Raw genomic sequence first — 24,334 nt, 5'->3', positions numbered from 1 at the left:
CCGTGAGCATAGCCAGTCTGTTCGGGTGTTCCGGAGTGGAGAGGTTGGGAGGCTGTGAACTCTGGGCGTCCGTGTCGTTAAAGGTGCCGTCCGCCGGGCGCGTCGGCGGGTCCGGCGGGCAGGCGGTGCGCTTGCCCGAGGGGTGTCCCCGGGGGCGCGCGGGCGCGCGAGAATGGCCGGCATGAGCCCCGTCTTCCGCAGAAAGACGCCGCCGCGTCCCGAGCGTCCTGAGAACCATCACGTCACCCTCATCCGCAAACCCGGCTGTCATCTGTGTGATGCCGCACAGCTCGTCGTCGAGAAGGTCTGCGGCGACCTCGGTGTCCCGTGGGAGCCGAAGGACATCACCGAGGACCGCCAACTCCACGACGCCTACTGGGAGCAGATTCCGGTCGTCCTCGTCGACGGGGAGCAGCACACCTTCTGGCGTGTGAACGAGGAGCGCCTGCGCAGGGCACTGGACGGGTAGACCGACTGGTCCAAGTGGTCCGAGTAGTCCGAGTGAAACCGGATGGTCGCTTAAAATCGATGGCGACTTGGTCTCGGGGGCGTTGATCGTGAGGAGCGTGTACGGCTTTGCCCCCAATAGGAGAGGAACGAGTGCGCGAGCGCGCCGGTTCCCTGTTCGTGCGCCGGGGGCGCGTGACCCCGGTCACGTTGGCCGGGCAAATCGGACACCATCTTTGTGCACGCGTTCACAAAGACATAGCCTGCATTCGACGGGGCGGTCATGTAGGGACGTATGACCGCCTACAGCCCCGCTCTACCCGCAGGAGCACCGTGGCAACTGGCCGAACACACCGACCGGCGACCCGCAGCCGAGGGATTCCCGAGGCCACCGTCGCCAGGCTTCCGCTGTACCTCCGCGCGCTGACCGCACTGTCGGAGCGCTCGGTACCCACGGTCTCCTCGGAAGAGCTGGCCGCCGCCGCGGGGGTCAACTCCGCGAAGCTGCGCAAGGACTTCTCCTACCTCGGCTCCTACGGGACCCGGGGCGTCGGCTACGACGTCGAGTATCTCGTCTACCAGATCTCCCGCGAACTCGGCCTCACCCAGGACTGGCCGGTCGTGATCGTCGGCATCGGCAACCTCGGGGCCGCGCTCGCCAACTACGGCGGGTTCGCCTCCCGTGGCTTCCGGGTCGCCGCGCTGATAGACGCGGATCCCGCGATGGCCGGGAAGCCCGTCGCCGGCATCCCGGTGCAGCACACCGACGAGCTGGAGACGATCATCCAGGACAACGGGGTGTCGATCGGCGTGATCGCGACGCCCGCCGGCGCCGCCCAGCAGGTCTGCGACCGGCTCGTGGGGGCCGGTGTCACCTCCATCCTGAACTTCGCGCCGACGGTGCTGAACGTCCCCGAGGGCGTCGACGTGCGCAAGGTCGACCTCTCCATCGAGCTGCAGATCCTCGCCTTCCACGAGCAGCGCAAGGCCGGTGAGGAGGCCGCGGCCGAGGGCCCGGTGCCGCCCGCCGCCGCCCGCCGCGCGCCCGCCGACAAGGGACCCGACGGGGACGTCCCCGCCGTGATGCCGGCATGAGCCTCCTCGTCGTCGGACTCAGCCACCGCAGCGCTCCCGTCAGCGTCCTGGAGCGGGCCTCGCTCACCGCGGACGCGCAGGTCAAGCTGTTGCAGGACACGGTCGCCGCCGAACCGGCCGCCGAGGCCGCGGTGCTGGCCACCTGCAACCGCATCGAGCTCTACGCCGACGTGGACAAGTTCCACGCCGGGGTCGCCGAGCTGTCCACGCTGCTCGCCGTGCACAGCGGCGTCGGCCTGGACGAGCTGACTCCCTATCTCTACGTGCACTACGAGGACCGGGCCGTCCACCATCTGTTCTCGGTGGCGTGCGGGCTGGACTCGATGGTCGTCGGCGAGGGCCAGATCCTCGGGCAGATAAAGGACTCCCTGGCGCGCGCCCAGGACCTGCACACCGCCGGACGGCTCCTCAACGACCTCTTCCAGCAGGCCCTCAGGGTCGGCAAGCGCGCCCACTCCGAGACCGGCATCGACCGCGCCGGGCAGTCCCTGGTCACCTTCGGCCTGGAGCAGCTCGCCGCGGGCGCCGACGTCTCCGGCTGGGCCGCCGGGAAGACGGCCCTGGTCATCGGCGCCGGTTCGATGTCCTCGCTGGCCGCCGCGACGCTCGCGCGCGCCGGGGTCGGCGAGATCGTGGTCGCCAACCGCACCTTCGAGCGCGCCGAGCGCCTCGCGCGGATCCTGGTCCAGGGCGACGACACGGACGTGCTGGCCCGCGCGGTACCGATGGACGCGGTGCCGGCCGAGCTGACACGTGCCGACATCGCCGTCTCCTGTACCGGCGCGACGGGCCTGGTGCTCACCGCCGACGCCGTCACGGCGGCGGTGGAAGGACGTACGGGCGTACCTGTCGCGATCGTCCCGGCGGAGCCCGCGGACGCCGGGGCCCCGCTGCCGCCCGCCGGCGTCGGCAGTGAGGACGGCTGCCCGCTGGACCTCTCCGCCGTACAGCCCGGCTTCTCCGTCATGGGGGAGGCCGCCGTGGCCGGGATGGACGCGGCGACGCTGGAGCAGCACGCCGCGTGGGTGGCGGGCGGCACGGCCGTGGACCGGCCCCGCCCGGCCGGTCTCTCCGATACCGACGCCGAGCTGATCGGGGCGCTCGCCGCCACCGCGGCCGTCGCGGGCCGGGTGCCCGAGATGCGCCGCCCCGAGCCGGTCGCCGAGGTCCCGCGCCCGGAACCCGTCCTCTTCCTCCTCGACCTCGCGATGCCGCGTGACATCGACGCGGCCGCGCACCGGCTCGCCGGGGTGCGCCTCGTCGACATCGAGTCGCTCGCCGAGGCCTCCGCCGACGCTCCGATGGCGGCCGACGTGGACCAGGTGCGGCGGATCGTCGGCGACGAGGTCGCGGCGTTCGGCGCGGCGCAGCGGGCCGCGACCATCACCCCCACCGTCGTGGCGCTGCGGTCGATGGCCGCCGAGGTCGTCGCCAGCGAGGTGGCCCGCCTGGAGGGCCGGCTGCCCGGCCTGGACGACAAGCACCGGGCCGAGATCACCCAGACCGTCAAGCGTGTGGTGGACAAGCTGCTGCACGCGCCGACCGTGCGGGTCAAGCAGCTCGCGGCCGAGCCCGGCGGCGCCGGGTACGCGGACGCGCTGCGCACCCTGTTCGACCTCGACCCCGAGACGGTGGCCTCCGTCTCCCGGGCCGTAAACAGCAATGAGAAGAACCGAGGGCCGGCATGACTGAGAAGGCACTGAGACTGGGGACGAGGCGGAGCAAGCTCGCCATGGCCCAGTCCGGGCAGGTGGCGGACGCCGTGAGCCAGGTGACCGGACGGCCCGTCGAACTGGTCGAGATCACCACGTACGGCGATGTGTCGCGGGAGCAGCTCGCGCAGATCGGCGGCACGGGTGTGTTCGTCGCGGCGCTGCGCGAGGCGTTGCTGCGGGGTGAGGTCGACTTCGCGGTTCATTCGCTGAAGGACCTGCCCACCGCGCAGCCGGACGGCCTGGTCCTGGCGGCCGTGCCCGAGCGGGAGGACCCGCGGGACGTGCTGATCGCCCGGGACGGCCTCAAGTTCACCGACCTGCCGCGCGGCGCGCGCATCGGCACCGGCGCCCCCCGGCGCATGGCGCAGCTGAACGCGTACGCCCGCGCGCACGGCATGGAGATAGAGACGGTCGCGATCCGCGGCAACGTCGACACCCGCATAGGGTTCGTCCGTAGCGGTGAGCTGGACGCGGTCGTCCTCGCCGCCGCCGGGCTCAGCCGGCTCGGCCGGCACGACGAGGTGACCGACTCCCTGTCGGTCGACACGGTTCTGCCCGCCCCCGGCCAGGGGGCACTGGCGATCGAATGTTCCGCGCACGACGCGGAGCTGATCGCCGCGCTCGGCGAGCTCGACGACCCGTTCACGCGGGCCGCCGTAACGGCCGAGCGCTCACTGCTCGCCGCCCTGGAGGCCGGTTGCAGCGCACCCGTCGGGGCGCTGGCCGACCTTCTGGCCGACGGGCAGACTGTCAAGGAAATGCGTCTGCGCGGCGTCGTCGGCACGACCGACGGCTCGACGCTGGTGCAGTTGTCCACCACCGGTCCCGTGCCCGAGACGCACGAGGCGGCGCTGGCGCTCGGTCGCGAACTCGCCACCGAGATGCTCGCCCAGGGCGCGGCCGGTCTGATGGGGGAGCGAGCACATTGAGCCCCACCACCCTTCCCGCCGGTCCGGACCACGGGCACGTCACCTTCCTCGGTGCCGGACCCGGAGATCCGGGACTGCTGACTCTGCGCGCCGTGGAGGCGCTGGCGCACGCGGACGTTCTCGTCGCCGAGCACGAGGTGCTCGACGTCGTACGTACGCATGCCCGGCACGGCGTGGCCGAAGTGCACACCGACCCGGACCCGTCCGCAGGTCCGGCAGTGGGCACAGGCACGCCTCAGCTAGCGGTAGTTGACGGCTCGTCAACCACCGCGGGCGTCCCCGCCGTGCGGGATGCCGCACATCTTGTCATGGAGGCCGCGCGGGGCGGCAGGCGGGTCGTGCGTGCGGTGTCCGGGGACCCCGGGCTCGACACGTACGCCGCCGAGGAGATGCTGGCGTGCGCCGCCGCGGGGGTGCCGTTCGAGGTGGTCCCCGGTATCGCCTCGGCCGTCGGTGTGCCCGCGTACGCCGGTGTGCCGCTGCGGGACGCCGAGGGCGCGGACGTGCGGTTCGTGGACGCCCGTACGGCCTCGGACCGGTGCTGGACCGAGGTCGGCGCGTCCGACGGCACGGTGGTGGTGTCGACGTCGCTGGACTCGGTGGCCGCCGCGGCCGGTGAGCTGGTGTCGGCGGGCCGCAAGCCGGACACCCCGATGACGGTGACGGTCGCCGGTACGACGACCCGGCAGCGCACCTGGTCCGCCACGCTCGGCACGATCGCGCAGACGCTGAAGCAGGCGAAGGTGCTGCCGTCGCCGGACGGCGGCCGGCCGGTGATAGCCGTGGTCGGCGAGCGCTCCGCCCCCGCCCAGCGGGACCAGCTCTCCTGGTTCGAGTCCAAGCCGCTGTTCGGCTGGAAGGTGCTCGTACCGCGTACGAAGGAGCAGGCGGCGTCGCTCTCCGACCAGCTGCGCTCCTACGGGGCGGTGCCGAGCGAGGTGCCGACCATCGCCGTCGAGCCGCCGCGCACGCCCCAGCAGATGGAGCGGGCCGTGAAGGGGCTCGTCACGGGGCGGTACGAGTGGATCGCGTTCACCTCGGTCAACGCGGTGAAGGCGGTCCGGGAGAAGTTCGAGGAGTACGGGCTCGACGCCCGTGCCTTCGCCGGGATCAAGGTCGCGGCGGTCGGCGAGCAGACCGCGAAGGCGCTGATCGCGTTCGGCGTGAAGCCGGACCTGGTGCCGAGCGGTGAGCAGTCGGCGGCGGGGCTGCTGGAGGACTGGCCCCCCTACGACCCCGTTTTCGACCCGATCGACCGGGTGTTCCTCCCGCGCGCCGACATCGCCACGGAGACGCTGGTCGCCGGGCTGATCGAGCTGGGCTGGGAGGTGGACGACGTCACCGCCTACCGGACGGTGCGCGCGTCGCCGCCGCCGGCCACGACCCGCGAGGCGATCAAGGGCGGTGGCTTCGACGCGGTGCTGTTCACGTCGTCCTCGACGGTCCGGAACCTGGTCGGCATCGCGGGCAAGCCGCACAACGTCACGGTGATCGCGTGCATCGGCCCGGCGACCGCCAAGACGGCCGAGGAGCACGGGCTGCGGGTCGACGTCATGGCCCCCGAACCGTCCGTGCTGAAGCTGGCGGAGGCCCTCGCGGACTTCGGCGCGCGGCGCCGGGCGGCGGCGGTGGACGCGGGTGATCCGGTGACGCGGCCGAGCGAGCGGCGGCCGGGGTCACGGAGACGCCGGTCGACCACGACCACGTGAGGAAGGGCGCCCCCCGGGGGGGCGCCCTTCTTCTTTACGGGCTGCTCCCGTTGTCCCCGGGCTACTCGCAGCCGACGCCGTCGCCGTCGCGGTCCAGGTGGCGGCCGTAGCCGGGGTCGCCGACGCGGACGGGGGCGGCGCCCGCCGCTCGGGCGGCGTCGCAGTTCTGGTAGTAGACCGAGCCGCCGTCGTCGCTGCCGGCATCGCCCGAGTCGTCGCTGTCGGCTGCGGCGGCCTCGGCGGTGACCGTCTCGGTGACCGTGACCTTCACCTTCACTTTGACGGTCTCCTCGGCGGTCACCGTCTCGGCCGGTTCGGGTTCGGGGGTCTCCGTCACCGTCTTCGTCGTCGTGACGGTCGGGCCGGGTGCGGCGGCCGTGGTCTTCGCGTCGCTCTTCGTGCCGTCCTCGCCGCCGGTGCCTATGCCCACGCCGACGAAGAGGGCGAGCGCGAGCGCGGGCAGTACGTAGCGCTTGCGGGCCCACTTCGGGGCGGGCGGGGTGACGCCGGGCGGCATGTGGGGCGGAGGCGGCGGTGGCGGTGTGGTGTACGGGCCGTACGGGTTGGTCATGGTTCCCCCCTGCGGTGGTGCGTGCGGGGGTGACGGTATGACCGGGAACCTCACGTGTGAAGGTGGCGTGGTGGATTCGTGATGTGAACGTGTCGCTTACGGGTCACTCGGCCCAGGCGCACTCCAGTTCGGTGCGGAAGACGGCGGGCTCGCGCCCGATCAGCTTGGCCAGCGTCGGGTCGACGGCGGTGAACTCGCCGTTGCGGGCCGCGTCGAAGATGCTGAGCATCAGGTCGGCGATCGGGGCCGGGGCGCCGTGTGCCAGGAGTTGGTCGCGGTAGGCGGCGTCGGGGACGACGGTGCGGGTGAAGGGGCGTCCGGTGATCCGGGACGCGATCGCGGCAATGGTGTCGAAGTCGAGCGCCGCCGGTCCGGTGAGCGGCGGGGTGGGGCCCTCGAAGCGGGCTTCTCCGGCGAGGATCGCCGCGCTGGCCTCGGCGAGGTCGTCATGGCCGGTCCAGGCGACGGGGCCGTCGGCCGGGAGGGCTATGTCGCCGGTGCGGCGGGCGTGCTCCAGAAACTGCACGGCGCTGGAGGCGTAGAAGCCGTTGCGCAGCGCGGTCCAGGGCAGACCGGTGCCGCGCAGCAGATCCTCGGTCTCGGCGTGGTCGCGGCATGCCTGGAAGCGGGCGTCGTGGGACGCGCCCATCTGGCTGGTGTAGAGGATGCGGCCGACGCCGGCCCGCACGGCGGCGTCGATGGCGGTGCGGTGGCCGCTGACGCACTCCTGGCCGGTGCGGTCGAGGGAGACGAGGAGCAGTTGCCCCGCACCCTCGAAGGAGTGCACGAGCGAGGCGGGGTCGTCGAAGCTGCCCTGCCGTACGCGGATGCCGAGGTCGGCGAGGTCCTGGGCCCGGCGGGGATCGCGGACGCTGACGCCGACTTGAGCTGCGGGAACGCGCTCCAGAAGGCGCTCGACAACACGGCGGCCGAGCTTTCCGGTGGCTCCGGTCACGATGATCATTCGTACTCCCGACACTGGTCTCTGCCTCTTGCTGTTTCCGGTGGAAACAGTTCGACGATAACACTGGAAGTATCGTTGTTATCGGATAGCCGGTAACATTGGTTCATGGTTACGCGCGATTCCATCGACAGTCCTCGCCGCCGCATCGTCGAGGCGGCCGTCGAGCTGCTGGAGAGCGGAGGCCCCGGCGCGGTGAGCACCCGCGCGGTCGCCGCCGCGGCCGGTACGCAGCCACCGGCGATCTACCGCCTCTTCGGCGACAAGGAAGGGCTCCTGGAAGCCGTCGCCGAGCACGGCTACGCCCAGTTCCTGGAGCGGAAGCGCGAGCAGTTCGACCCCGCCCCGCAGGACCCCGTGGAGGAACTGCGCCGTGGCTGGGACATGGTGGTCGGGTTCGGCGTCTCCCGTCCCGAACTGTTCGCGGTGATGAACCGGGCCGCCGTCCGGGGTTCGGACACCGCGCACCGCGCGGGTCTGGAGATCCTCCAGGGGCGGGTGCGCCGACTGGCGGCCGGGGGATGGCTGCGGGTCTCCGAGGAACTGGCCGCCCAGATCATCCAGGCGACCGGCCAGGGCGCGGTCGTCACCTGGCACTCCACCCCCGCGGACCGCCGCGACCCGGCGCTGCTGACCGCGCTGCGCGAATCCATGATCGCGGCCATCACCGGCGCCGAGCCGGTGACGTCCGCCGCGGAGCCGGGTCCCGCCGCGGCGGCCCGCGCGCTGCGCGCCGCCCTCCCCGACGACGCGGACGTCCTGACCGACGCCGAGCAGCGGCTGCTGCGTGAGTGGCTCACGCGCCTGGCGGCGGCGGGTGGTGGTGGTGCGTCGCGTGCGTGATCACGCGCGGGCGGCGGGACTTTGGGAGGGGGGTGGGTCAGGTGGAGGCGTGGGGGAGGAAGGCCGCCCAGGTGGCGGGAGTGAGGGTGAGGTGGCCTCGGAGGGGGTCCTTCGAGTCACGGACCAGGACCCCAACCTGTTGAAGGGCGGCCACCTCGACGCAGTCCGGCCCGTCAGACGTGCTGTAGCTGCTTTTTATCCATTCCAGGGCGGTGGCGGCTGCGGATGTCGTGAGCGTCATGTTCTGCTGTCTCCCAGTACTTTCTCGATGAAGGCCAACGACTCGTGAGGGCTCAGCGCTTGAGCCCGGATCGCTCCGTAGCGGATGTCGAGGGCCGTCGTTTCCTTGGGGTCGGTCGTCACTCGGCTGGTGAGTGGAGCCTCGCTGAAGGCGACCGTGTTCCCGTCAGCGAGCTTGAGGAGCCGGAAGGCACCGTCGAGTCCCGAGTTCTCCGCGCGGTCAAGTGGCAGGACCTGGAGGTCGACGTTACGCCGCTGGCCCACCTCCAACAGCCGTTCGAGCTGTCGTCGCAACACAATCCTGCCCCCGATGCTTCTGCGCAGCGTCGACTCACACTGAACGAAGCTGAAAACGCGCCGCCCGGTCAGTAGGTCCAGGACCTCCTGACGCGCCATGCGGGCCGCGACGTGCTGCTGGACTTCATCCTCGGTCAGCGCTGGCCGACGGGCGTCGAAGACAGCCCTGGCGTACTCCTCTGTCTGCAACAGCCCGTGGACGACCGAGTTGTTGTAAGCGCACAGCTCAACCGCTTCCGTCTCGATGCGCTTCAGATCACGTACCTTCTTCGGGTACCGGACCTCCGCCACATCCTTCTTCAGCGCCGCGATCTTGCCACCCGCGTTGAGGACCTCGTCCGCCTTCTCCAGATACTCGGGACGAGGAATCCGCCGCATCCGTTCGACGGACGAGACCAGTTCCTCCCCGTACCCGATGGCCGCTCCGAACTCCGGCTGGGTGAGGCCGGCCGACTCGCGCCACAGTTTCAATTGCCGGGCGACCGTCCTGATCACGCCCGCGGCCTCGTCGTCCTCCGGACCCGCGTCCCACTCGCCGCTCATGCCTACAGCCCTCCCGCCGTACGTTCCGGACGGAACCGGCCGCCATCTGGACAGCCCTGGTCCGCACGGGGCGATGCCCTTCACAGAGTACGTACGTATGGACACTCTCTGTGACGTGAACCGAAACATCACCCGTACCCGGCACTTCACCGTCCCCCTCTCCGCCACCCGCCGTGGCGCCCGTCTCGCGAGGCTGCTCGCGGTCGAGCAACTGCGCCAATGGGGCCTGCCCTTGGACCCCGCTCGCCTCGTGGTGGCCGAGCTGGCGGCCAACGCCGCGCTGCACGGGCACGTGTCCGGACGGGGTTTCCGGCTCGACCTGTCCGTCACCGCGTCCGGCGCCCTGCGCATCGAGGTGACCGACACGCGCGGGGAGTGCCTGCCGGTCCGGGGGCCGAAGGCCATCGCGGAGTCCGGGTACGGGCTGCTGCTCGTGGAGGAGTTGGCGGACCGGTGGGGGGTCAGCAGCGGGCCGGTGCCGTGCAAGACCGTATGGGCGGAGATCGATCGCGTGTGCGATCAGTGAGTCTCACCGGAGCCCGGAAACACGGGCTCCGGTGGAGCGGGCGTCGGCGGTGCGGGCGCTTTCGGTGGTCGTCGAGCCGCCTCCCAGAAGGCTGCCCCTCACGAACTGCGCGGGCGACTGCGGGCGGGCGATCCGCGCGCCCGAGGGATCGGTGTGCCGGGACTGCCGGGCCGACTGATCGTCGGCAAAGGCATGGGCGGGGCGGGCGTAGCGTGGACGGTATGTCGACGTACGGTTCCTTTCCCGGTGCGCGGCCCCGGCGGCTGCGGTCCACTCCCGTCATGCGTCGGATGGTCGCCGAGACGCGGCTGCATCCCGCCGACTTCATCCTCCCCGCCTTCGTGCGCGAGGGCGTGAGCGAGCCGGTGCCGATCGACGCGATGCCCGGGGTCGTGCAGCACACCCGGGACAGTCTGAAGAAGGCCGCCGCCGAGGCGGTCGCGGCCGGAATCTCCGGGATCATGCTGTTCGGCGTGCCGGAGGACGAGAAGAAGGACGCCCTCGGGTCCGCCGGTACCGACCCCGACGGGATTCTGCAGGTCGCCCTCGCGGACGTACGGGCCGAGGTCGGGGACGAGTTGCTCGTCATGTCGGATCTCTGTCTCGACGAGTTCACCGATCACGGGCACTGCGGGGTGCTGGACAGCGAGGGGCGCGTCGACAACGACGCCACCCTTGAGCGGTACGCCGAGATGGCCCAGGTGCAGGCCGACGCCGGCGCCCACGTCGTCGGACCCAGCGGGATGATGGACGGGCAGATCGGGGTCATCCGGGACGCGCTCGACCAGATCGGCCGGGAGGACGTCGCGATCCTCGCCTACACCGTCAAGTACGCGTCCGCCTTCTACGGGCCGTTCCGTGAGGCCGTGGGGTCGTCCCTGAAGGGGGACCGCAAGACCTACCAGCAGGACGGTGCCAACATCGGCGACGCCCTGCGGGAGCTGGCGCTGGACCTGGAGGAGGGCGCCGACATGGTGATGGTCAAGCCGGCCGGGCCCTACCTCGACATCCTCGCGAAGGTCGCGGAGGTCTCCGACGTACCGGTCGCCGCCTACCAGATCTCCGGCGAGTACTCGATGATCGAGGCCGCCGCCCAGCGGGGCTGGATCGACCGGGACCAGGCCATCCTGGAGGCGCTGACCGGCATCAAGCGGGCCGGTGCGCGCAACATCCTCACGTACTGGGCCACCGAGGTGGCCCGCGGCCTGCATCAGTGAGCCGTCAGTAGGTCAGGGCCGTGTCCTGGTCGGTCAGCCAGTAGGTGACCTTCAGGGAGTCGTCGATGTACACCCCGTCCGACGGCAGCGTCACCGTGGCCACGGAACCGTCGTCGAACGGGATCGTCAGCGACGTCGCCGTGGTGCCGTTGTCGGCGCTGCCGTCGCCCGACGAGAGCAGCACACCCGCGTAACCGGCACCGCCCGGCTCCAGCATCGTCAGCGACTGCGGCTTGCTGTTCTCCACCACCGGCGGCACGGACTGCGCCTCGCCGAACCGGGCCGCCGGGTACGTCGGCAGGGCGCAGGTCTGCGAGCCGGTGTTGGTGGCCGTCAGCAGGAGATGGTTGATCGGGCGGGGGACCTCGGTCGCGGTGATCCGTACGTCCGAGGCGGAGCAGTCGCCGGGGGCGGACGAGGAATCACCGTCCGTGGAGCCGGCCGCGTCCTTGCCGCCGGTCGTGTCCGTGCCGGCCGACGGCTCCTCCTCGGGGGCGGCCGTGCTGCCGCCGGTCTCCGCCGTGGTGGACCCCGCCGGCTGCTCCGACGACGAGGACGAGGACGAGGACGAGGACGACGTACGCAGGCCCGTGGCCGTTCCGTCCTCGCATGCCGTCAGGGAGAGCGCGGCCAGCGCGACGGTGGTGGCGGCGAACAGGCGGACACGGGTGGTGCGAGCGGACATGATGAGCCCCTTCACAGGCTGGTGGGAGTGCGCCGCTTCGACCGTTGCCGGGAGCGGCTGCTTGACTGATCACAGCCTGCGGCAGCGTCCGTCCCGGCCGCCAGCCATGGCGGAACATGCGGGACGCTGGGACGGGTGGAACCACCCTGACCTGGAGGAACGTCCTTGGTCTGGGATGCGGTGCGGGGACAAGGGGAGCGGGAGAAACGGTGGCGGCGGACGATTTCGCGGGACTTCTGCGTGAGCTGAAGGAACGGTCCGGACTCAGTTACGGGGCACTCGGCAAGCGGCTGCACATGAGCGCGTCGACGCTGCACCGGTACGTGAAGGGGGAGGTCGTACCGACGGAGTTCGCCCCCGTCGAACGGCTGGCCCGCCTGTGCCGGGCGACCCCCGAGGAGCTTCTGGAACTCCATCGGCGGTGGATTCGGGCCGACGCGCTGCGGGGGGTGAAGGAGGAGCAGCCGGTCTTGGCGGAGGCTGCTTCGGAGGGGACTGCTTCGGAGGGGGCTGCTTCGGAGGAGGCGGCTGCGGATGAGGCTCTCCCCGCCGGGGCCGACGAGGAGTCCGCCGGCGTCACCGTCGTAGGAGATGCCCCCGCTCCCACCGCCACCGCAACCGGGAAACGGTCCCGGCGCGCGGTGTACGCCGGGACCGGTGCCGGCCTCGTCGCCGCCGCGGCGCTCGTGTTCGCGCTGCTCCCGGACGGGGACGGCGGACCGGAGGACGCCGACGCCGCCGGGGCGACCGTCTCCTCGACCGGGTCGCCCGACGCACGGTCCGTCGGTCCCTCGGCCTCCGGCACGTCGTCGGCGTCCCCGAGCGGAAGCCCGAGCGCCACCGCGTCGGAGGAGTCGGAGAAGTCGAAGAAGGGGGAGAAGGAGGAGGCGAGCGCGCGGGCCACGGCGGACCAGGGCGGGGGTGCCTCCGCCGGCGCCGGTGCGGCCGTCGGCGCCGTCCCGGTCACCGTGCAGACCACCCCGTACTACTGGGACGTGCCCTGCGAGCAGAGTTTCCTCATCGACCGCAGTCCTGGCAACGTCTCCGAGCCGCCCCCGCAGCAGGACGCGAACGGCTGGCTCAAGACCCTCGGTGCCGTCGCCGCCGACCGGCAGCAGGTCGCCCTCACCGTGCAGGGGACGGGCGAGGAGACGGTGGTCCTGGAGGCGCTGCACGTCCGGGTCGTCGGCAGCGCCGCGCCGCTCACCTGGGACGAGTACGCGATGGGCGTCGGCTGCGGAGGCGGCGTCGGGACGAAGTCGTTCGACATCTCGCTGGACCTCGGCAATCCGCTGGCCACGCCCGTCAACGGGCAGAAGGGCTTCCCGTACAAGGTGAGCGAGAGCGACCCCGAGGTCTTCTACGTCACCGCGCACACCAGCGGGCACGACGTGCGCTGGCAGCTGGAGCTGGACTGGTCCAGCGGGGCCCGCAAGGGCACGGTCACGATCGACAACGGCGGGACGCCGTTCCGGACCAGCGCCGGGCAGACCGACTACTACGGCTACCCGCTGGGCGGCGACAAGTGGGAGCAGTACTCGAAGGGGTGAGGCGAAGGGTCGGTGAACGGTCAACAGGCGTGCCGCGTAAGGTGATTGCACCCCCCTCGGCCCTCGTGACCCATCGTGAGATCTCGGAGTACGCCATGCCCGGTGACGCCCTCAGCCAGGACCCCGCGGAGCTGCGGAGGAGGATCGACAGCAGCAAGGCGCACCCCGCCCGCGTCTACGACGTCTTCCTCGGCGGCAAGGACCACTACCCCGCGGACCGGAACGCGGCGGCGGCCGGGCTCGCCGCCAACCCGCGCGGCTACCTGGACGTCCGGCACAACCGCGACTTCCTGCGGCGCGCGGTGACCGCGCTGTCCCGGGAGGACGGCATCCGGCAGTACCTGGACATCGGCACCGGCCTGCCCACCGCGGAGAACGTCCACCAGATCGCCCAGCGCACCGCGCCCGAGTCGCGGGTGGTGTACGTCGACAACGACCCCGTCGTCCTCGCGCACGCCCGCGCGCTGCTCACCAGCGGGCCCGAGGGGCGGACCGACTACATCGACGCCGACCTGAAGAACCCGGCGCACATCCTCGAACAGGCGGCGAAGACACTCGACTTCGACCAGCCGATCGCGCTGTGCCTGGTCGCCATCCTGCACTTCGTGGAGGACGAGGAGGCGTACCCGATCGTGCGGGAGCTGATCGACGCGCTGCCGTCGGGGAGCCGGATCGTCCTGAGCCACCTCACCGAGGACCTCAACCCGGAGAACATCCGGGCGGTGCAGCGGACGTACACCGAGCGGGGGTTCACGTTCGTACTGCGGTCGAAGGCGGACGTCGAGCGGTTCTTCACGGAGAACGGGCTGGAGCCGGTCGAGCCGGGCGTCGTGCCGGTGCACCACTGGCGCGCGGACGACGCCGCGCCCGTTCCCGAGCAGCCGGAGCCGGCCTACCTGGCCGGTCTGGAGGACATCGAGAAGGTCCGGTACCGGGACATCAACGATGTGACGGACGCGGACATCAACGTGTACGCCGGAGTCGGGCGGAAGGGCTGAGCGTCCGCCCCACGGGAAGACGTCCGCATCCCGGAAATGCCGGTGTAGAGGGCACGCGTCTCCCTAGGGTGCGGGCATGACCCTTGCCGCGCCCGCCCCCGTGCCCGCCGCCCCCGTGCCCGCCGCCCCCGTGTCCGTGCCGACCGCCCCCGTGCCCCCGCTCGCCGCGCGGGTACGGTCGGCCGGGGGGTCGCCGGTACGGGACATCCTCGCCGTCACGGCCCGCCCCGAGGTGATCAACTTCGCGGGCGGGCTGCCGGCCCCGGAGCTGTTCGACGCCGAGGGGATCGCCGCCGCGTACCGGGCGGTCCTCGCCGAGGTGCCCGGACAGGCCCTCCAGTACGCCACCACCGAGGGGGAACCCGCGCTGCGCGCCGCGCTCGCGGAGCGCACCACCGCGCGCGGACTGGCGACGGAGGCGGACGACCTCCTCGTCACCACCGGCTCCCAGCAGGCGCTTTCACTGCTGGCCACCGCCCTGCTCGAACCCGGGGACACCGTCCTGGTCGAGGACCCCTGCTATCTGGCGGCGCTCCAGGCGTTCGGGCTGGCGGGGGCACGGGTGATCGCCGTGCCCGGGGACGGGGACGGACCCGACCCGCGGGCGCTGGAGGAACTGGTCGTACGCGAACGGCCCAAGCTGTTCTACACCGTCCCCACCTTCCAGAACCCGACCGGACGCACCATGTCCGCCGCGCGCCGGATCGCCGTGGCCGAGGTCGCGGGGCGGTGCGGGCTGTGGATCGTCGAGGACGACCCGTACGGCGAACTGCGGTTCGAGGGCGAGCGGGTGCCGTGGATCGCCGCGCGGGAGGGGGCCCGGGACCGGACCGTGCTGCTCGGTTCCTTCTCCAAGGTGATGGCGCCGGGGCTGCGGCTCGGCTGGCTGCGCGCACCCGCCGCGCTGCGCCGGGCCTGCACGGTGGCCAAGCAGGCCGCCGACCTGCACACCCCCACCGTCAACCAGCTCGCCGCGGCCCGCTACCTGGCCGACCGGGATCTGGACGCGCACGTCCGCCGGGTCGCGGGAGCGTACCGGGAGCGCCGCGACGCCATGCTCGCCGGGCTGGCGGACGCGCTGCCCGCCGGGTCGCGGTGGACGCGGCCGGAGGGCGGGATGTTCCTGTGGGTCCGGCTGCCGGCGGCGTACGACACGGCGGAGCTGCTGCCGGAGGTGGTCCGGCACGACGTGGCGTACGTGCCCGGCGCCCCCTTTTACGCCGGTGCGCCGGACCGGTCGACGATGCGGCTGTGCTTCGTGACGCAGACGCCGGAGGAGATCGGCGAGGGGCTGCGGCGGCTGGGGGCCGCCCTGCTGCCCGCTACCGCGGTGAGGGCGACCGGGCGGGGGCGACGCGGGCGGTGACGCACTCCGGTCCGCCGGCCGCCGACGCGGACCGGAAACAGGCCCGGACCGCGGAGCCGGGGCCGGCCGCGGCCATGGCGGTGTAGACGTAGGCGGCGGCGTCGTCCGCGTTCCTGACGCGCGCGGTGTGGGTCGGACCGGCCACCGTGAGGTCGAGGCGGTCGCCGGTGCTGGTGCCCCACGTCCGGGCCCAGGCCGCGCCGCACTTGGCGCTGTGGCGCAGTTCGACGTGGGCTCCGGTGGCGGTGCGGTACGTGGTGAGGGTCTCGGGGTCGATACCGCAGATCAGGCGGAGCGGGTCCAGGCCCTCGCAGGCGGCGCCGCGGCACTGCGGGCCGGTGGAGTACGGGGCGGGGGCGGAGGCCGGCAGCGGACCGTCGTCCGCCGGGTCCCGGCCCGGCAGCAGGAGGAGCGCCAGGGCGATGCCGCCGGCGAGCAGGACGTACGCCGCCGCCAGTGCGGTCATCAGCCGGGTGCGGCGGCGAGCCCGCGTACGCTCCGGCGCGGGCGGCCCCGGCGAGGGCGGCCCCGGCGCGGGCGGCGGTGGTGTCGTCGGTCGCGGTGTCGCTGGTCGTTCTGTCGCTGGCCGTGGTGTCGCTGGCCGTGGTGTCGCGGGTCGTTCTGTCGCTGGTCGGGGTGGCTCCGCGTCGGCGGGGGCGAGGACCGCCGCGCGTCCGCTCGCCTCCGACTCGGCGATCTCCCAGAGGGCCAGCAGCCGTCCGCCGGGCTCGTCCGCGATCCGGCACAGCTCCTGGACGGCCCCCCGAGGGGGCAGGGTCCTGCCGTTGAGATAACGCTCCCAGGAGGACTTGCTGTACGGCGTCCGCTGCGCCAGCGCCGCCAGGCTCAGCCCCGTGCGGGCTCTCAGTTCCCGCAGCGCCGCGACCAGGGGGGTGTGCGGCGGTGTCCGGTCCGCGCTCACTCGGCGTCCGCCTCCCGCAGGGCCTTCCAGGTGTGCGGGCCGATGACGCCGTCCACGACCAGCCCTTCACGCCGCTGGACGCGCTCGACCGCGCGCTGCGTCTTCGGGCCGAAGACACCGTCGATGTCTCCCGGCGGGATGCCCGTCCGGCGCAGCAGGCACTGCGCCTCGGCCACCTCGGGTCCGACGTGGGTGTACGCGAGGATGGCGGTGCTGGTGCGGCTCAGTCCGGCGTACCAGGTGCCGTCGCCGTCGGCGTCGCGTCGTGGGCGGCAGGGGTAGACGACCGGGACGAGGGACGCCGACACGGTGGCCGGGGCCGCCGCGACCGTGTCGGCGCGCGCGTGCGCGAGTTGCTCGCGGGTGTCGGCGAGCCGTACGGCCAGCACGAGCGCCAGCGAGACGGAGAGCACCAGGGCCGCGGCTCCCGCGGTGACCAGGGCCCGCGGGTAACGCCCGTACACGAAGCGCTCGGTGGGCGGGGGCGGGGGCGGGACCGCCGGGTCGTCCTGGGCGTCAGGACCGGCGGGGAGCGGCCGCCCCCGCGTCCAGTGCTCGGCGGCGGCCTCGCGCAGCGCCAGCAGCCGGACCGGGTCGTCGCCGGTGACCCGGGCCAGTGCCTCGACGGCCGCTGCGGGCGGCAGTGACCCGCCGTTCAGGTAGCGCTGCCACGAGCGGGCGCTGTAGCCGGTCTCGGCGGCGAGTCGGCGCGTGCTCAGTCCGCCACGGTCCTTGGCCGCGCGCAGCCGCGCGATCAAGGCGCGTATCCGCGGGTGGAGTTCGGCGGGCAGTGACTTCCAACGCGACATGTCTCCCCCACCGGACGCTGCTGCCCCACCGGACGCTGCTGTGCGTCCCACGGTAGCGACTCGGCCTCCCGCGTCCCAGCAGGTCAGTGGGTGGGACGTCCCGGGATGCCGTCACATCGACGCCGGCCGTGGTCGCACGGTGCGGGGGACCGGCAGTCTCGTTCCGGCCAGTGCACGTCGTACGGAGGGAAACGGAACAGTATGCGAGTTCTCGTGAAGGCGTTGGTCGGTGTCACCGCGGCAGTCGGGATCGCCGCCGGTGGGCCGGTGGGCGCGGCGGTGGCGGCGCCCACGGCGGTCCAGCAGTCGGGGAGTGCGCAGGTGGCGCCGCTGGCGGTGGTCAACCTGGGGCTCAGCAAGGCGCAGGCCAAGGACTGGCAGTGCGCGTTGCGCGGCCTTGGCTACCGGGTGGGCACGATCGACGGGCTGCTCGGCTCCGACAGCTGGAAGGCGGCGCAGCGGTTCTTCCGCGACCACAACTGGTACAACGACGACATCGACGGGATCGTCGGCCCCAACACGGTCATGGGGTTGCAGCGGATGCTGAACGTGAACCTCAAGGCGGGCCTCGACGTCGACGGGGTCGCCGGGCCGGCGACGCAGGCGGCGTTCGCGAAATTCGCCAATCTGTACCGCGACGTGTGCTGAGGGCGACTCCAGAGGTTTGTGTGAAGAAACGTGGGATAGCCAACTGGTCGTTGTGACACACCAGTTCGGGCGCTCCGTCAGGGGCGCCCGTCTCACGGAGGGGGAACCACCCGTGCGTACTCGCACCGGATGGAGACACGCGGTCCTCGGCGGACTGGCCGGGCTGACCGCGACGATCGCGCTCACCGCGGCCGGTTCCGTACCCGCGCGGGCGGCCGGCGGGCAACCGGTCGCCGTGACGAAGTACAGCCACACCAGCGAGGCCGGTGACTCCGTCGGGCAGGGCGGCACGGCCGCCTACACGTCCGGCACGGCGGAGATCACGGTCATCGGTGACGCCGAGGAACTCCGGCTGCGGGTCTGGGCGGAGAGCGAGGGGGACGTCACCTGGTGGGAGGTGACGCTCGCCGCGCCGAAGGGGGAGGAACTGCGCCCGGGTGTCTACCGGGACGTCGAGAGCGCCCCGCTCCGCACCGGTCGCGCCCCGGGGCTGGACGTCTCGGGCGAGGGCCGTTACTGCGACGACGTCTACGGCCGGTTCTCGGTCAACCAGATCGAGACCGACGAGGCGGGGAAGGTCACCGTTCTCGACGCCGCCTACACGCAGCGCTGCGACAGCGCGACCGCGCCGGCGCTGAAGGGTGTCGTCAAGTACAACGCCCTGCCGCTGTCCTACAGCTACGACAGCGACCCCGACGACTTCGTCGGCCGGGGCGCGAGCGGGCGGCACACCGGGGCGACGAGCATCTTCGGGCTGCGGCCCTGGGCCGGCGGCCGGGGCCTGCAGTACAACGTCGAGGGCAACCGCGAGAGCTACTCCGCCCTCATGACCCCGCCCACCGGTGAGCAGTTCGAGGCGGGACGGACCTACCCCATCGCCAACACCGACGGCGAGGGCGTGGCCGGCTTCAGCGTCGCGGGCAACGGCCGCGCCTGCTCCGACACCACCGGCACGCTGACGGTCCTGAAGCTGGTCCGGGACGACGCGGGTGTCGTCACGAACTTCGCCGCGAAGTACGAGCAGCACTGCGGGAGCAGTGTGGCGGGGATGCGGGGGACGATCCGGTACTACGCCTGAGCCACCGCGCCCGCCGAGCGGCCAAGAGGGCCGCTCGGCGGGCGCGTCCGGCTGTCCGGCAGTCCGGCAGGAGGGTCAGAGCCGCTCGGGCGTCCGGATGCCCAGCAGTTCCATGCCCCGGTGCAGCGTGTTCGCCGTGACGTCGCAGAGGAACAGGCGGTTCTCCACCTGCTCCGGCGAGTCCGCCTTCAGGACCGGGCACTTGTCGTAGAAGGACGTGTAGAGCGAGGCGAGCTGGAAGAGGTACGCGGCCAGCTTGTGCGGGGCGTACTCGGCCGCCGACTCCGCCACCGTCTCCGCGAAGGAGTCCAGGTGCAGGCCGAGGGCGCGCTCGGCCGGGGTCAGGGTCAGCTCCGGGTGGGCGGCGGGGCGGGCCTCGCCGGCCTTGCGGAGGATCGAGCGGATACGGGCGTAGGCGTACTGGAGGTAGACGGACGTGTCGCCGTTGAGCGACAGCATCTGGTCCAGGTCGAACTTGTAGTCCCGGTTCGCCGACGTCGACAGGTCCGCGTACTTCACCGCGCCGATGCCCACCTGGGTGCCGCGCTCGGTGATCTCCTGCTCGGAGAGGTCCTGCGCCTTCTCCCGGACGACGGCGGAGGCGCGGTCGACGGCCTCGTCGAGGAGGTCGACCAGGCGGATCGTCTCGCCCGACCGGGTCTTGAACGGCTTGCCGTCCGCGCCCAGGACCGTACCGAAGGCGAGGTGGTGGGCGCGGACGTCCTCGTTCAGCCAGCCGGCCTTGCGGGCGGTCTCGAAGACCATCTTGAAGTGCAGGGACTGCCGCGCGTCCACCACGTACAGGAGGGTGTCCGCCTTCAGGTCGAAGACGCGGTTGCGGATCGCGGAGAGGTCGGTGGCCGCGTAGCCGTAGCCGCCGTCCGACTTCTGCACGATCAGCGGGACCTGGTTGCCGTCGGGGCCCTTGATGTCGTCGAAGAAGACGCAGAGCGCGCCCTCGGAGCGGACGGCGACGCCGGACTCCTCCAGGAGGCGGCAGGTCTCCGCGAGCATGTCGTTGTAACCGGACTCGCCGACGATGTCCGCGTCGCGGACCTCCATGTCCAGCTTCTCGAAGACGGAGAAGAAGTAGATCTTCGACTCGTCCACGAACTTCTGCCACATGGCGAGGGTGCGCTCGTCCCCGGCCTGGAGGTCGACCACCCGGCGCCGGGCCCTGGTCCTGAACTCCTCGTCGGAGTCGAAGAGCACCCGCGCGGCCTTGTAGAGGCGGTCCAGGTTGGACATGGCCTCCTCACCGGAGACCTCACCGGCGCTGTGGTCCAGCTCGTGCGGGTGCTCGTCCAGGTACTGGATGAGCATGCCGAACTGGGTGCCCCAGTCGCCGATGTGGTGGCGCCGGACGACCGTCTCGCCGGTGAACTCCAGGATCGCGCGGACCGCGTCGCCGATCACCGCCGACCGCAGGTGGCCGACGTGCATCTCCTTGGCCACGTTCGGCTGGGCGTAGTCGATGACGGTGGTGCCCGGGTCGTCCTTGAGCGGTACGCCGAGCCGGTCGCCGTCCGCGTACCGCGCGGCGAGGTTCTCGGTGATCGCCCGGTCGGCGACCGTGATGTTCAAGAAGCCCGGACCCGAGACCTCGACGTCCGCGATCGGCTCACCGGTGGTGATGTGGGAGACGACCTCGGCGGCCAGCTCCCGCGGGTTCGCCTTCGCCTTCTTGGCCAGCGCGAGGATGCCGTTGGCCTGGTAGTCCGCCCGGTCGCTACGTCGCAGCAGCGGGTCCGCGCCGGCCGCCTCCGGCCGGACGGCGGAGAGGGCGGCGCTGAGCTGCTGCTGGACGGAGTCGCTGAGGGACGTGACCGAAGCCATAGGTAGGTGTGCCGTTCTCCTCGTGGGGATCGATAGACCCGTCCAGTCTCTCACGGGGGGTAAAGCGGTTTTCCCGAGCGCGACCCGGTCTGTGAGAATGGAATGTCACCCCGCGCGCACCCCGTGCGGACACGCGTGCAGCCTGTGCAGAGAGAAGGACGGCCGATCGTGGCTCAGAGCACCGAGACCTCCGACTGGGTCTCCCGTTTCGCGGACGAGGTCATCGCCGAATCGGAGCGCCGAGCCCCCGGCGCGAAAACGCCGGCCGCCACCGCTCCGGTGATCGTCGTCGCCTCCGGCCTCTCCCCGTCCGGCCCCATCCACCTGGGCAACCTCCGCGAGGTCATGACCCCGCACCTGGTCGCCGACGAGATCCGGCGCCGCGGCCACGAGGTCCGGCACCTGATCTCCTGGGACGACTACGACCGCTACCGCAAGGTCCCGGCCGGCGTCCCCGGCGTCGACGACACCTGGGCCGAGCACATCGGCAAGCCGCTGACCTCCGTCCCGGCCCCGGAGGGCTCGGCGTACCCGAACTGGGCCGAGCACTTCAAGGCCGCGATGGTCGCCGCCCTCGGCGAGCTGGGCGTGGAGTTCGACGGCATCAGCCAGACCGCCCAGTACACCTCCGGCGTGTACCGCGAGCAGGTTCTGCACGCCATGCGGCACCGCGCGGACATCGACGCGATCCTCGACCAGTACCGGACCAAGCAGAAGCCCGGCAAGAAGCCCCAGCAGAAGGCCGTCGACGCGGCCGAGCTGGAGGCCGAGGAGGGCTCCGGCGCGGCGTCCGAGGACGACGGCGGCTCCGGCTCCGCCGGGTACTTCCCGTACAAGCCGTACTGCGGCAACTGCGAGAAGGACCTCACCACCGTCACCGCCTACGACGACGACACCACCGAGCTGACGTACTCCTGCACGGTCTGCGGTTTCTCCGAGACCGTCCGGCTGAACGAGTTCAACCGCGGCAAGCTGGTCTGGAAGGTCGACTGGCCCATGCGCTGGGCCTACGAGGGCGTGATCTTCGAGCCCAGCGGCGTCGACCACTCCTCGCCCGGGTCGTCGTTCCAGGTCGGCGGTCAGATCGTCGGCATCTTCGGCGGCAAGCAGCCCATCGGCCCGATGTACGCCTTCGTCGGCATCAGCGGCATGGCGAAGATGTCGTCGAGCAAGGGCGGCGTCCCGACCCCCGGCGACGCGCTCCAGATCATGGAGCCGCAGCTGCTGCGCTGGCTCTACGCCCGCCGCCGCCCCAACCAGTCCTTCAAGATCGCCTTCGACCAGGAGATCCAGCGGCTCTACGACGAGTGGGACCGCCTCGACGCGAAGGTGGCCGACGGCAGCGCGCTGCCCGCCGACGTCTCCGCGCACGGCCGTGCGGTGCGCACCGCCGCCGGTGACCTGCCGCGCACGCCCCGGCCGCTGCCGTACCGCACCCTCGCCTCCGTCGCCGACATCACCGCCGGCCACGCCGACCAGGCGCTGCGCATCCTCAGCGAGCTGGACCCGGCCGACCCGCTGACCTCGCTGGACGAGGCCCGGCCCCGGTACGACAAGGCCGAGGCGTGGATCAACACCCACGTCCCCGCCGACCAGCGGACCATCGTCCGGGAGAAGCCCGACACCGAGCTGCTCGACTCCCTCGACGAGGCGTCGGCGCGGTCCGTACGGCTGCTGCTCGACGGCCTCGCCGACCACTGGTCCCTGGACGGGCTCACCCACCTCGTGTACGGCGTGCCCAAGGTCCAGGCCGGGTTCTCCGCCGACGCCACGCCCAAGGAGCTGCCGCCGGAGATCAAGACGGCCCAGCGGACGTTCTTCGCGCTGCTCTACAAGCTGCTCGTCGGCCGCGACACCGGGCCCCGGCTGCCCACGCTGCTGCTCGCGGTGGGGCAGGAGCGGGTGCGGGTGCTGCTCGGGGAGTGACCTGACCGGCCGTGGCGACCGTACGGAGAGGGGGGCCTCCTCGGAGGCCCCCCTCTCCATGTCCGTGCCGCGGCGCGGCGTGCCGTGTTGCGGTCAGGCACCGCGGTCAGGCGATGTGGTCCTCCTCCAGCTCCGCGTTGTAGCGGTTGGTGAAGCGGTTGACCATGCGCTTGGCCTCTTCCGGGGCGATCCCGACGCCGAACTCGGCCTCGACGTTCTCGCCGAACTCCCGCTCCGTCGGGTAACCGCTGCCGGAGATCGACTTCTTGAAGACCTGGTAGTAGTCCTCCTCGGTCGGCTCCTCGGCCGGGTTGCCGCCACCGTCGCCCAGCTCGCGGGTGCGGCCCGGCGACACCGGGATCGGGAAGCTGCCGGTCTCCTCCGGCGAGGGTTCGAGCGGGGGCGGCTCCTCCTCGAACTGCTCCCGGTACTCGTCCGCCTGCTCCTGCTCCTCGTACCACTGCGCGTACTGCTCGGCCGGGTCGTAGGTCGGGTCGTAGCCGCCCTGGTAGTCCTTCTGGAGCGGGGCCTTGAACCAGGGGCTGTCCTCGTCCGCCACGGGCGGCTGCTGCTCCGCGGGGCCGGCAGGTCCGGCCGGTCCGGGCGCTCCGCCCGGACCGGCCAGCTCACGGCGCTGCTCGGCGGCCGGTGCCGCCGGGGTCTGCGCGGACTGCTGCTGTCGCCGCGCGGGCGCCGGGGGCAGCAGGGCCGGTTCGATGCCCGCCGCGGCGAGGCCCGAGGGGGCCGTCTCGGCGAGGGGTACGCCGTAACGGGCCAGGCGGAGCGGCATCAGGGACTCGACCGGGGCCTTGCGGCGCCACGCACGGCCGAAGCGGGAGCGGAGCCGGGCCTGGTAGACGAGGCGCTCCTGCTCCAGCTTGATGACCTGGTCGTAGGAGCGCAGCTCCCACAGCTTCATCCGGCGCCACAGGAGGAAGGTCGGGACCGGTGAGAGCAGCCAGCGGGTGAGGCGGACGCCCTCCATGTGCTTGTCGGCGGTGATGTCCGCGATGCGGCCGATGGCGTGCCGGGCGGCCTCGACGGCCACCACGAACAGGATCGGGATCACCGCGTGCATGCCGACGCCCAGCGGGTCCGGCCAGGCCGCCGCGCCGTTGAACGCGATCGTCGCGGCCGTCAGCACCCACGCCGTCTGCCGCAGCAGCGGGAAGGGGATGCGGATCCAGGTCAGCAGCAGGTCCAGGGCGAGCAGGACGCAGATGCCGGCGTCGATGCCGATCGGGAAGACGTAGCTGAACTTCCCGAAGCCCTTCTCCATGGCCAGGTCGAGCACGGCCGCGTAGGAGCCGGCGAAGCCGATGCCGGCGATGATGACGGCACCGAAGACAACGACCCCGATGAGGATTCGGTGCATCCGTGTCAGCTGAAGTGGCGCGGCCACCCGTGTTCCCCTCCCGTTGCC

Annotated in this window: 23 protein-coding genes and 1 pseudogene; 14 read left to right on the top strand and 10 right to left on the bottom strand. The window is 72.0% G+C overall.

Features of this window, described 5'->3' with window-relative positions; translation table 11 throughout:
* Nucleotides 1-181 precede the first annotated feature (181 nt).
* The 5 genes from UW392_RS56025 (at nucleotide 182) to UW392_RS56005 (ending at nucleotide 5,895) form a co-directional block, all read left to right on the top strand.
* Nucleotides 182-469, top strand: a complete 288-nt coding sequence (locus UW392_RS56025; protein WP_320783194.1) for a glutaredoxin family protein — start codon at nucleotides 182-184, stop codon at nucleotides 467-469.
* Nucleotides 470-780: 311 nt separating this feature from the next.
* Nucleotides 781-1,542 (top strand): redox-sensing transcriptional repressor Rex, encoded by a 762-nt coding sequence (locus UW392_RS56020; protein WP_320783193.1) that lies wholly within the window; start codon nucleotides 781-783, stop codon nucleotides 1,540-1,542.
* Entirely contained in the window at nucleotides 1,539-3,230 is a 1,692-nt protein-coding gene (locus tag UW392_RS56015) for a glutamyl-tRNA reductase (protein WP_320783192.1), read from the top strand. The genes UW392_RS56020 and UW392_RS56015 overlap by 4 nt, the downstream gene beginning before the upstream one ends.
* Complete coding sequence (gene hemC, locus UW392_RS56010; RefSeq protein WP_320783191.1) at nucleotides 3,227-4,186, top strand: hydroxymethylbilane synthase; 960 nt, start codon at nucleotides 3,227-3,229, stop codon at nucleotides 4,184-4,186. The genes UW392_RS56015 and hemC overlap by 4 nt, the downstream gene beginning before the upstream one ends.
* Nucleotides 4,183-5,895, top strand: a complete 1,713-nt coding sequence (locus UW392_RS56005) for a bifunctional uroporphyrinogen-III C-methyltransferase/uroporphyrinogen-III synthase (protein WP_320783190.1) — start codon at nucleotides 4,183-4,185, stop codon at nucleotides 5,893-5,895. Before hemC ends, UW392_RS56005 begins: the two co-directional genes overlap by 4 nt.
* Nucleotides 5,896-5,956: 61 nt before the next feature.
* Here UW392_RS56005 and UW392_RS56000 read toward each other — a convergent pair whose 3' ends face one another.
* Together UW392_RS56000 and UW392_RS55995 are read right to left on the bottom strand one after the other, a co-directional pair.
* Nucleotides 5,957-6,466 (bottom strand): excalibur calcium-binding domain-containing protein, encoded by a 510-nt coding sequence (locus UW392_RS56000; RefSeq protein WP_320783189.1) that lies wholly within the window; start codon nucleotides 6,464-6,466, stop codon nucleotides 5,957-5,959.
* Nucleotides 6,467-6,569: 103 nt separating this feature from the next.
* Complete coding sequence (locus tag UW392_RS55995) at nucleotides 6,570-7,430, bottom strand: SDR family oxidoreductase (RefSeq protein WP_320783188.1); 861 nt, start codon at nucleotides 7,428-7,430, stop codon at nucleotides 6,570-6,572.
* A 105-nt stretch (nucleotides 7,431-7,535) separates the two neighbouring features.
* Here UW392_RS55995 and UW392_RS55990 point away from each other — a divergent pair, with 105 nt between their 5' ends.
* The gene (locus UW392_RS55990) at nucleotides 7,536-8,270 is read left to right on the top strand and encodes a TetR/AcrR family transcriptional regulator (RefSeq protein WP_320783187.1); all 735 of its coding nucleotides are present in this window, start codon (nucleotides 7,536-7,538) and stop codon (nucleotides 8,268-8,270) included.
* Nucleotides 8,271-8,307: 37 nt separating this feature from the next.
* Here UW392_RS55990 and UW392_RS55985 read toward each other — a convergent pair whose 3' ends face one another.
* Both UW392_RS55985 and UW392_RS55980 read right to left on the bottom strand, forming a co-directional pair.
* Nucleotides 8,308-8,511, bottom strand: coding sequence for a DUF397 domain-containing protein (locus UW392_RS55985; RefSeq protein WP_320783186.1), 204 nt, complete (start codon nucleotides 8,509-8,511; stop codon nucleotides 8,308-8,310).
* Nucleotides 8,508-9,350, bottom strand: a complete 843-nt coding sequence (locus tag UW392_RS55980; RefSeq protein ID WP_320783185.1) for a helix-turn-helix transcriptional regulator — start codon at nucleotides 9,348-9,350, stop codon at nucleotides 8,508-8,510. Before UW392_RS55980 ends, UW392_RS55985 begins: the two co-directional genes overlap by 4 nt.
* Before the next feature lie 97 nt (nucleotides 9,351-9,447).
* Here UW392_RS55980 and UW392_RS55975 point away from each other — a divergent pair, with 97 nt between their 5' ends.
* Together UW392_RS55975 and hemB are read left to right on the top strand one after the other, a co-directional pair.
* Nucleotides 9,448-9,876: an ATP-binding protein gene (locus tag UW392_RS55975; RefSeq protein WP_320783184.1), complete on the top strand. Its 429-nt coding sequence runs from the start codon at nucleotides 9,448-9,450 to the stop codon at nucleotides 9,874-9,876.
* A 221-nt stretch (nucleotides 9,877-10,097) separates the two neighbouring features.
* Entirely contained in the window at nucleotides 10,098-11,093 is a 996-nt protein-coding gene (gene hemB / locus UW392_RS55970; RefSeq protein ID WP_320783183.1) for a porphobilinogen synthase, read from the top strand.
* Nucleotides 11,094-11,097: 4 nt separating this feature from the next.
* Here the strand turns inward: hemB and UW392_RS55965 are convergent, their stop codons facing one another.
* Complete coding sequence (locus UW392_RS55965; RefSeq protein ID WP_320783182.1) at nucleotides 11,098-11,778, bottom strand: DUF4232 domain-containing protein; 681 nt, start codon at nucleotides 11,776-11,778, stop codon at nucleotides 11,098-11,100.
* 209 nt (nucleotides 11,779-11,987) lie between these two features.
* Between UW392_RS55965 and UW392_RS55960 the strand changes: the two genes are divergently transcribed.
* From UW392_RS55960 to UW392_RS55950, 3 genes are all read left to right on the top strand, one after another.
* Complete coding sequence (locus UW392_RS55960; RefSeq protein ID WP_320783181.1) at nucleotides 11,988-13,328, top strand: helix-turn-helix transcriptional regulator; 1,341 nt, start codon at nucleotides 11,988-11,990, stop codon at nucleotides 13,326-13,328.
* A 95-nt stretch (nucleotides 13,329-13,423) separates the two neighbouring features.
* Complete coding sequence (locus UW392_RS55955; RefSeq protein WP_320783214.1) at nucleotides 13,424-14,326, top strand: SAM-dependent methyltransferase; 903 nt, start codon at nucleotides 13,424-13,426, stop codon at nucleotides 14,324-14,326.
* 76 nt (nucleotides 14,327-14,402) lie between these two features.
* Nucleotides 14,403-15,692 (top strand): PLP-dependent aminotransferase family protein, encoded by a 1,290-nt coding sequence (locus UW392_RS55950; RefSeq protein ID WP_414497575.1) that lies wholly within the window; start codon nucleotides 14,403-14,405, stop codon nucleotides 15,690-15,692.
* Here UW392_RS55950 and UW392_RS55945 read toward each other — a convergent pair.
* The 3 genes and pseudogenes from UW392_RS55945 to UW392_RS55935 all read right to left on the bottom strand — a co-directional run bounded on the left by UW392_RS55945 (nucleotide 15,649) and on the right by UW392_RS55935 (nucleotide 17,423).
* Complete coding sequence (locus UW392_RS55945; protein ID WP_320783212.1) at nucleotides 15,649-16,158, bottom strand: DUF2690 domain-containing protein; 510 nt, start codon at nucleotides 16,156-16,158, stop codon at nucleotides 15,649-15,651. The genes UW392_RS55950 and UW392_RS55945 overlap by 44 nt on opposite strands.
* Nucleotides 16,159-16,428: 270 nt before the next feature.
* Nucleotides 16,429-16,614 (bottom strand): annotated as a pseudogene (locus UW392_RS55940) (helix-turn-helix domain-containing protein); the annotation flags it as partial.
* Entirely contained in the window at nucleotides 16,611-17,423 is an 813-nt protein-coding gene (locus UW392_RS55935) for a peptidoglycan-binding protein (protein WP_320783180.1), read from the bottom strand. The pseudogene UW392_RS55940 and the gene UW392_RS55935, both read right to left, overlap by 4 nt.
* A gap of 213 nt (nucleotides 17,424-17,636) precedes the next feature.
* Between UW392_RS55935 and UW392_RS55930 the strand changes: the two genes are divergently transcribed.
* Together UW392_RS55930 and UW392_RS55925 are read left to right on the top strand one after the other, a co-directional pair.
* The gene (locus tag UW392_RS55930; protein ID WP_320783179.1) at nucleotides 17,637-18,071 is read left to right on the top strand and encodes a peptidoglycan-binding domain-containing protein; all 435 of its coding nucleotides are present in this window, start codon (nucleotides 17,637-17,639) and stop codon (nucleotides 18,069-18,071) included.
* A 112-nt stretch (nucleotides 18,072-18,183) separates the two neighbouring features.
* Complete coding sequence (locus UW392_RS55925) at nucleotides 18,184-19,149, top strand: hypothetical protein (RefSeq protein ID WP_320783178.1); 966 nt, start codon at nucleotides 18,184-18,186, stop codon at nucleotides 19,147-19,149.
* Nucleotides 19,150-19,224: 75 nt separating this feature from the next.
* Here the strand turns inward: UW392_RS55925 and argS are convergent, their stop codons facing one another.
* Nucleotides 19,225-20,985 carry an arginine--tRNA ligase gene (gene argS / locus UW392_RS55920; protein WP_320783177.1) on the bottom strand — a complete coding sequence of 587 codons (1,761 nt, stop codon included), beginning with the start codon at nucleotides 20,983-20,985 and terminating at the stop codon, nucleotides 19,225-19,227.
* A 102-nt stretch (nucleotides 20,986-21,087) separates the two neighbouring features.
* On the opposite strand from argS, the gene lysS reads away from it, so the two are divergent.
* On the top strand, nucleotides 21,088-22,911 hold the full coding sequence (lysS, locus tag UW392_RS55915; RefSeq protein ID WP_320783176.1) for a lysine--tRNA ligase: 1,824 nt from the start codon (nucleotides 21,088-21,090) through the stop codon (nucleotides 22,909-22,911).
* 106 nt (nucleotides 22,912-23,017) lie between these two features.
* On the opposite strand, the gene UW392_RS55910 is transcribed toward lysS, so the two are convergent.
* Nucleotides 23,018-24,313: a DUF2637 domain-containing protein gene (locus tag UW392_RS55910; protein ID WP_320783175.1), complete on the bottom strand. Its 1,296-nt coding sequence runs from the start codon at nucleotides 24,311-24,313 to the stop codon at nucleotides 23,018-23,020.
* Nucleotides 24,314-24,334: the final 21 nt, after the last annotated feature.

Source organism: Streptomyces sp. CRN 30 (assembly GCF_034105845.1).
Note: the sequence above shows the minus strand (reverse complement) of the source record. Positions and strands in the feature narration are given on the sequence as shown.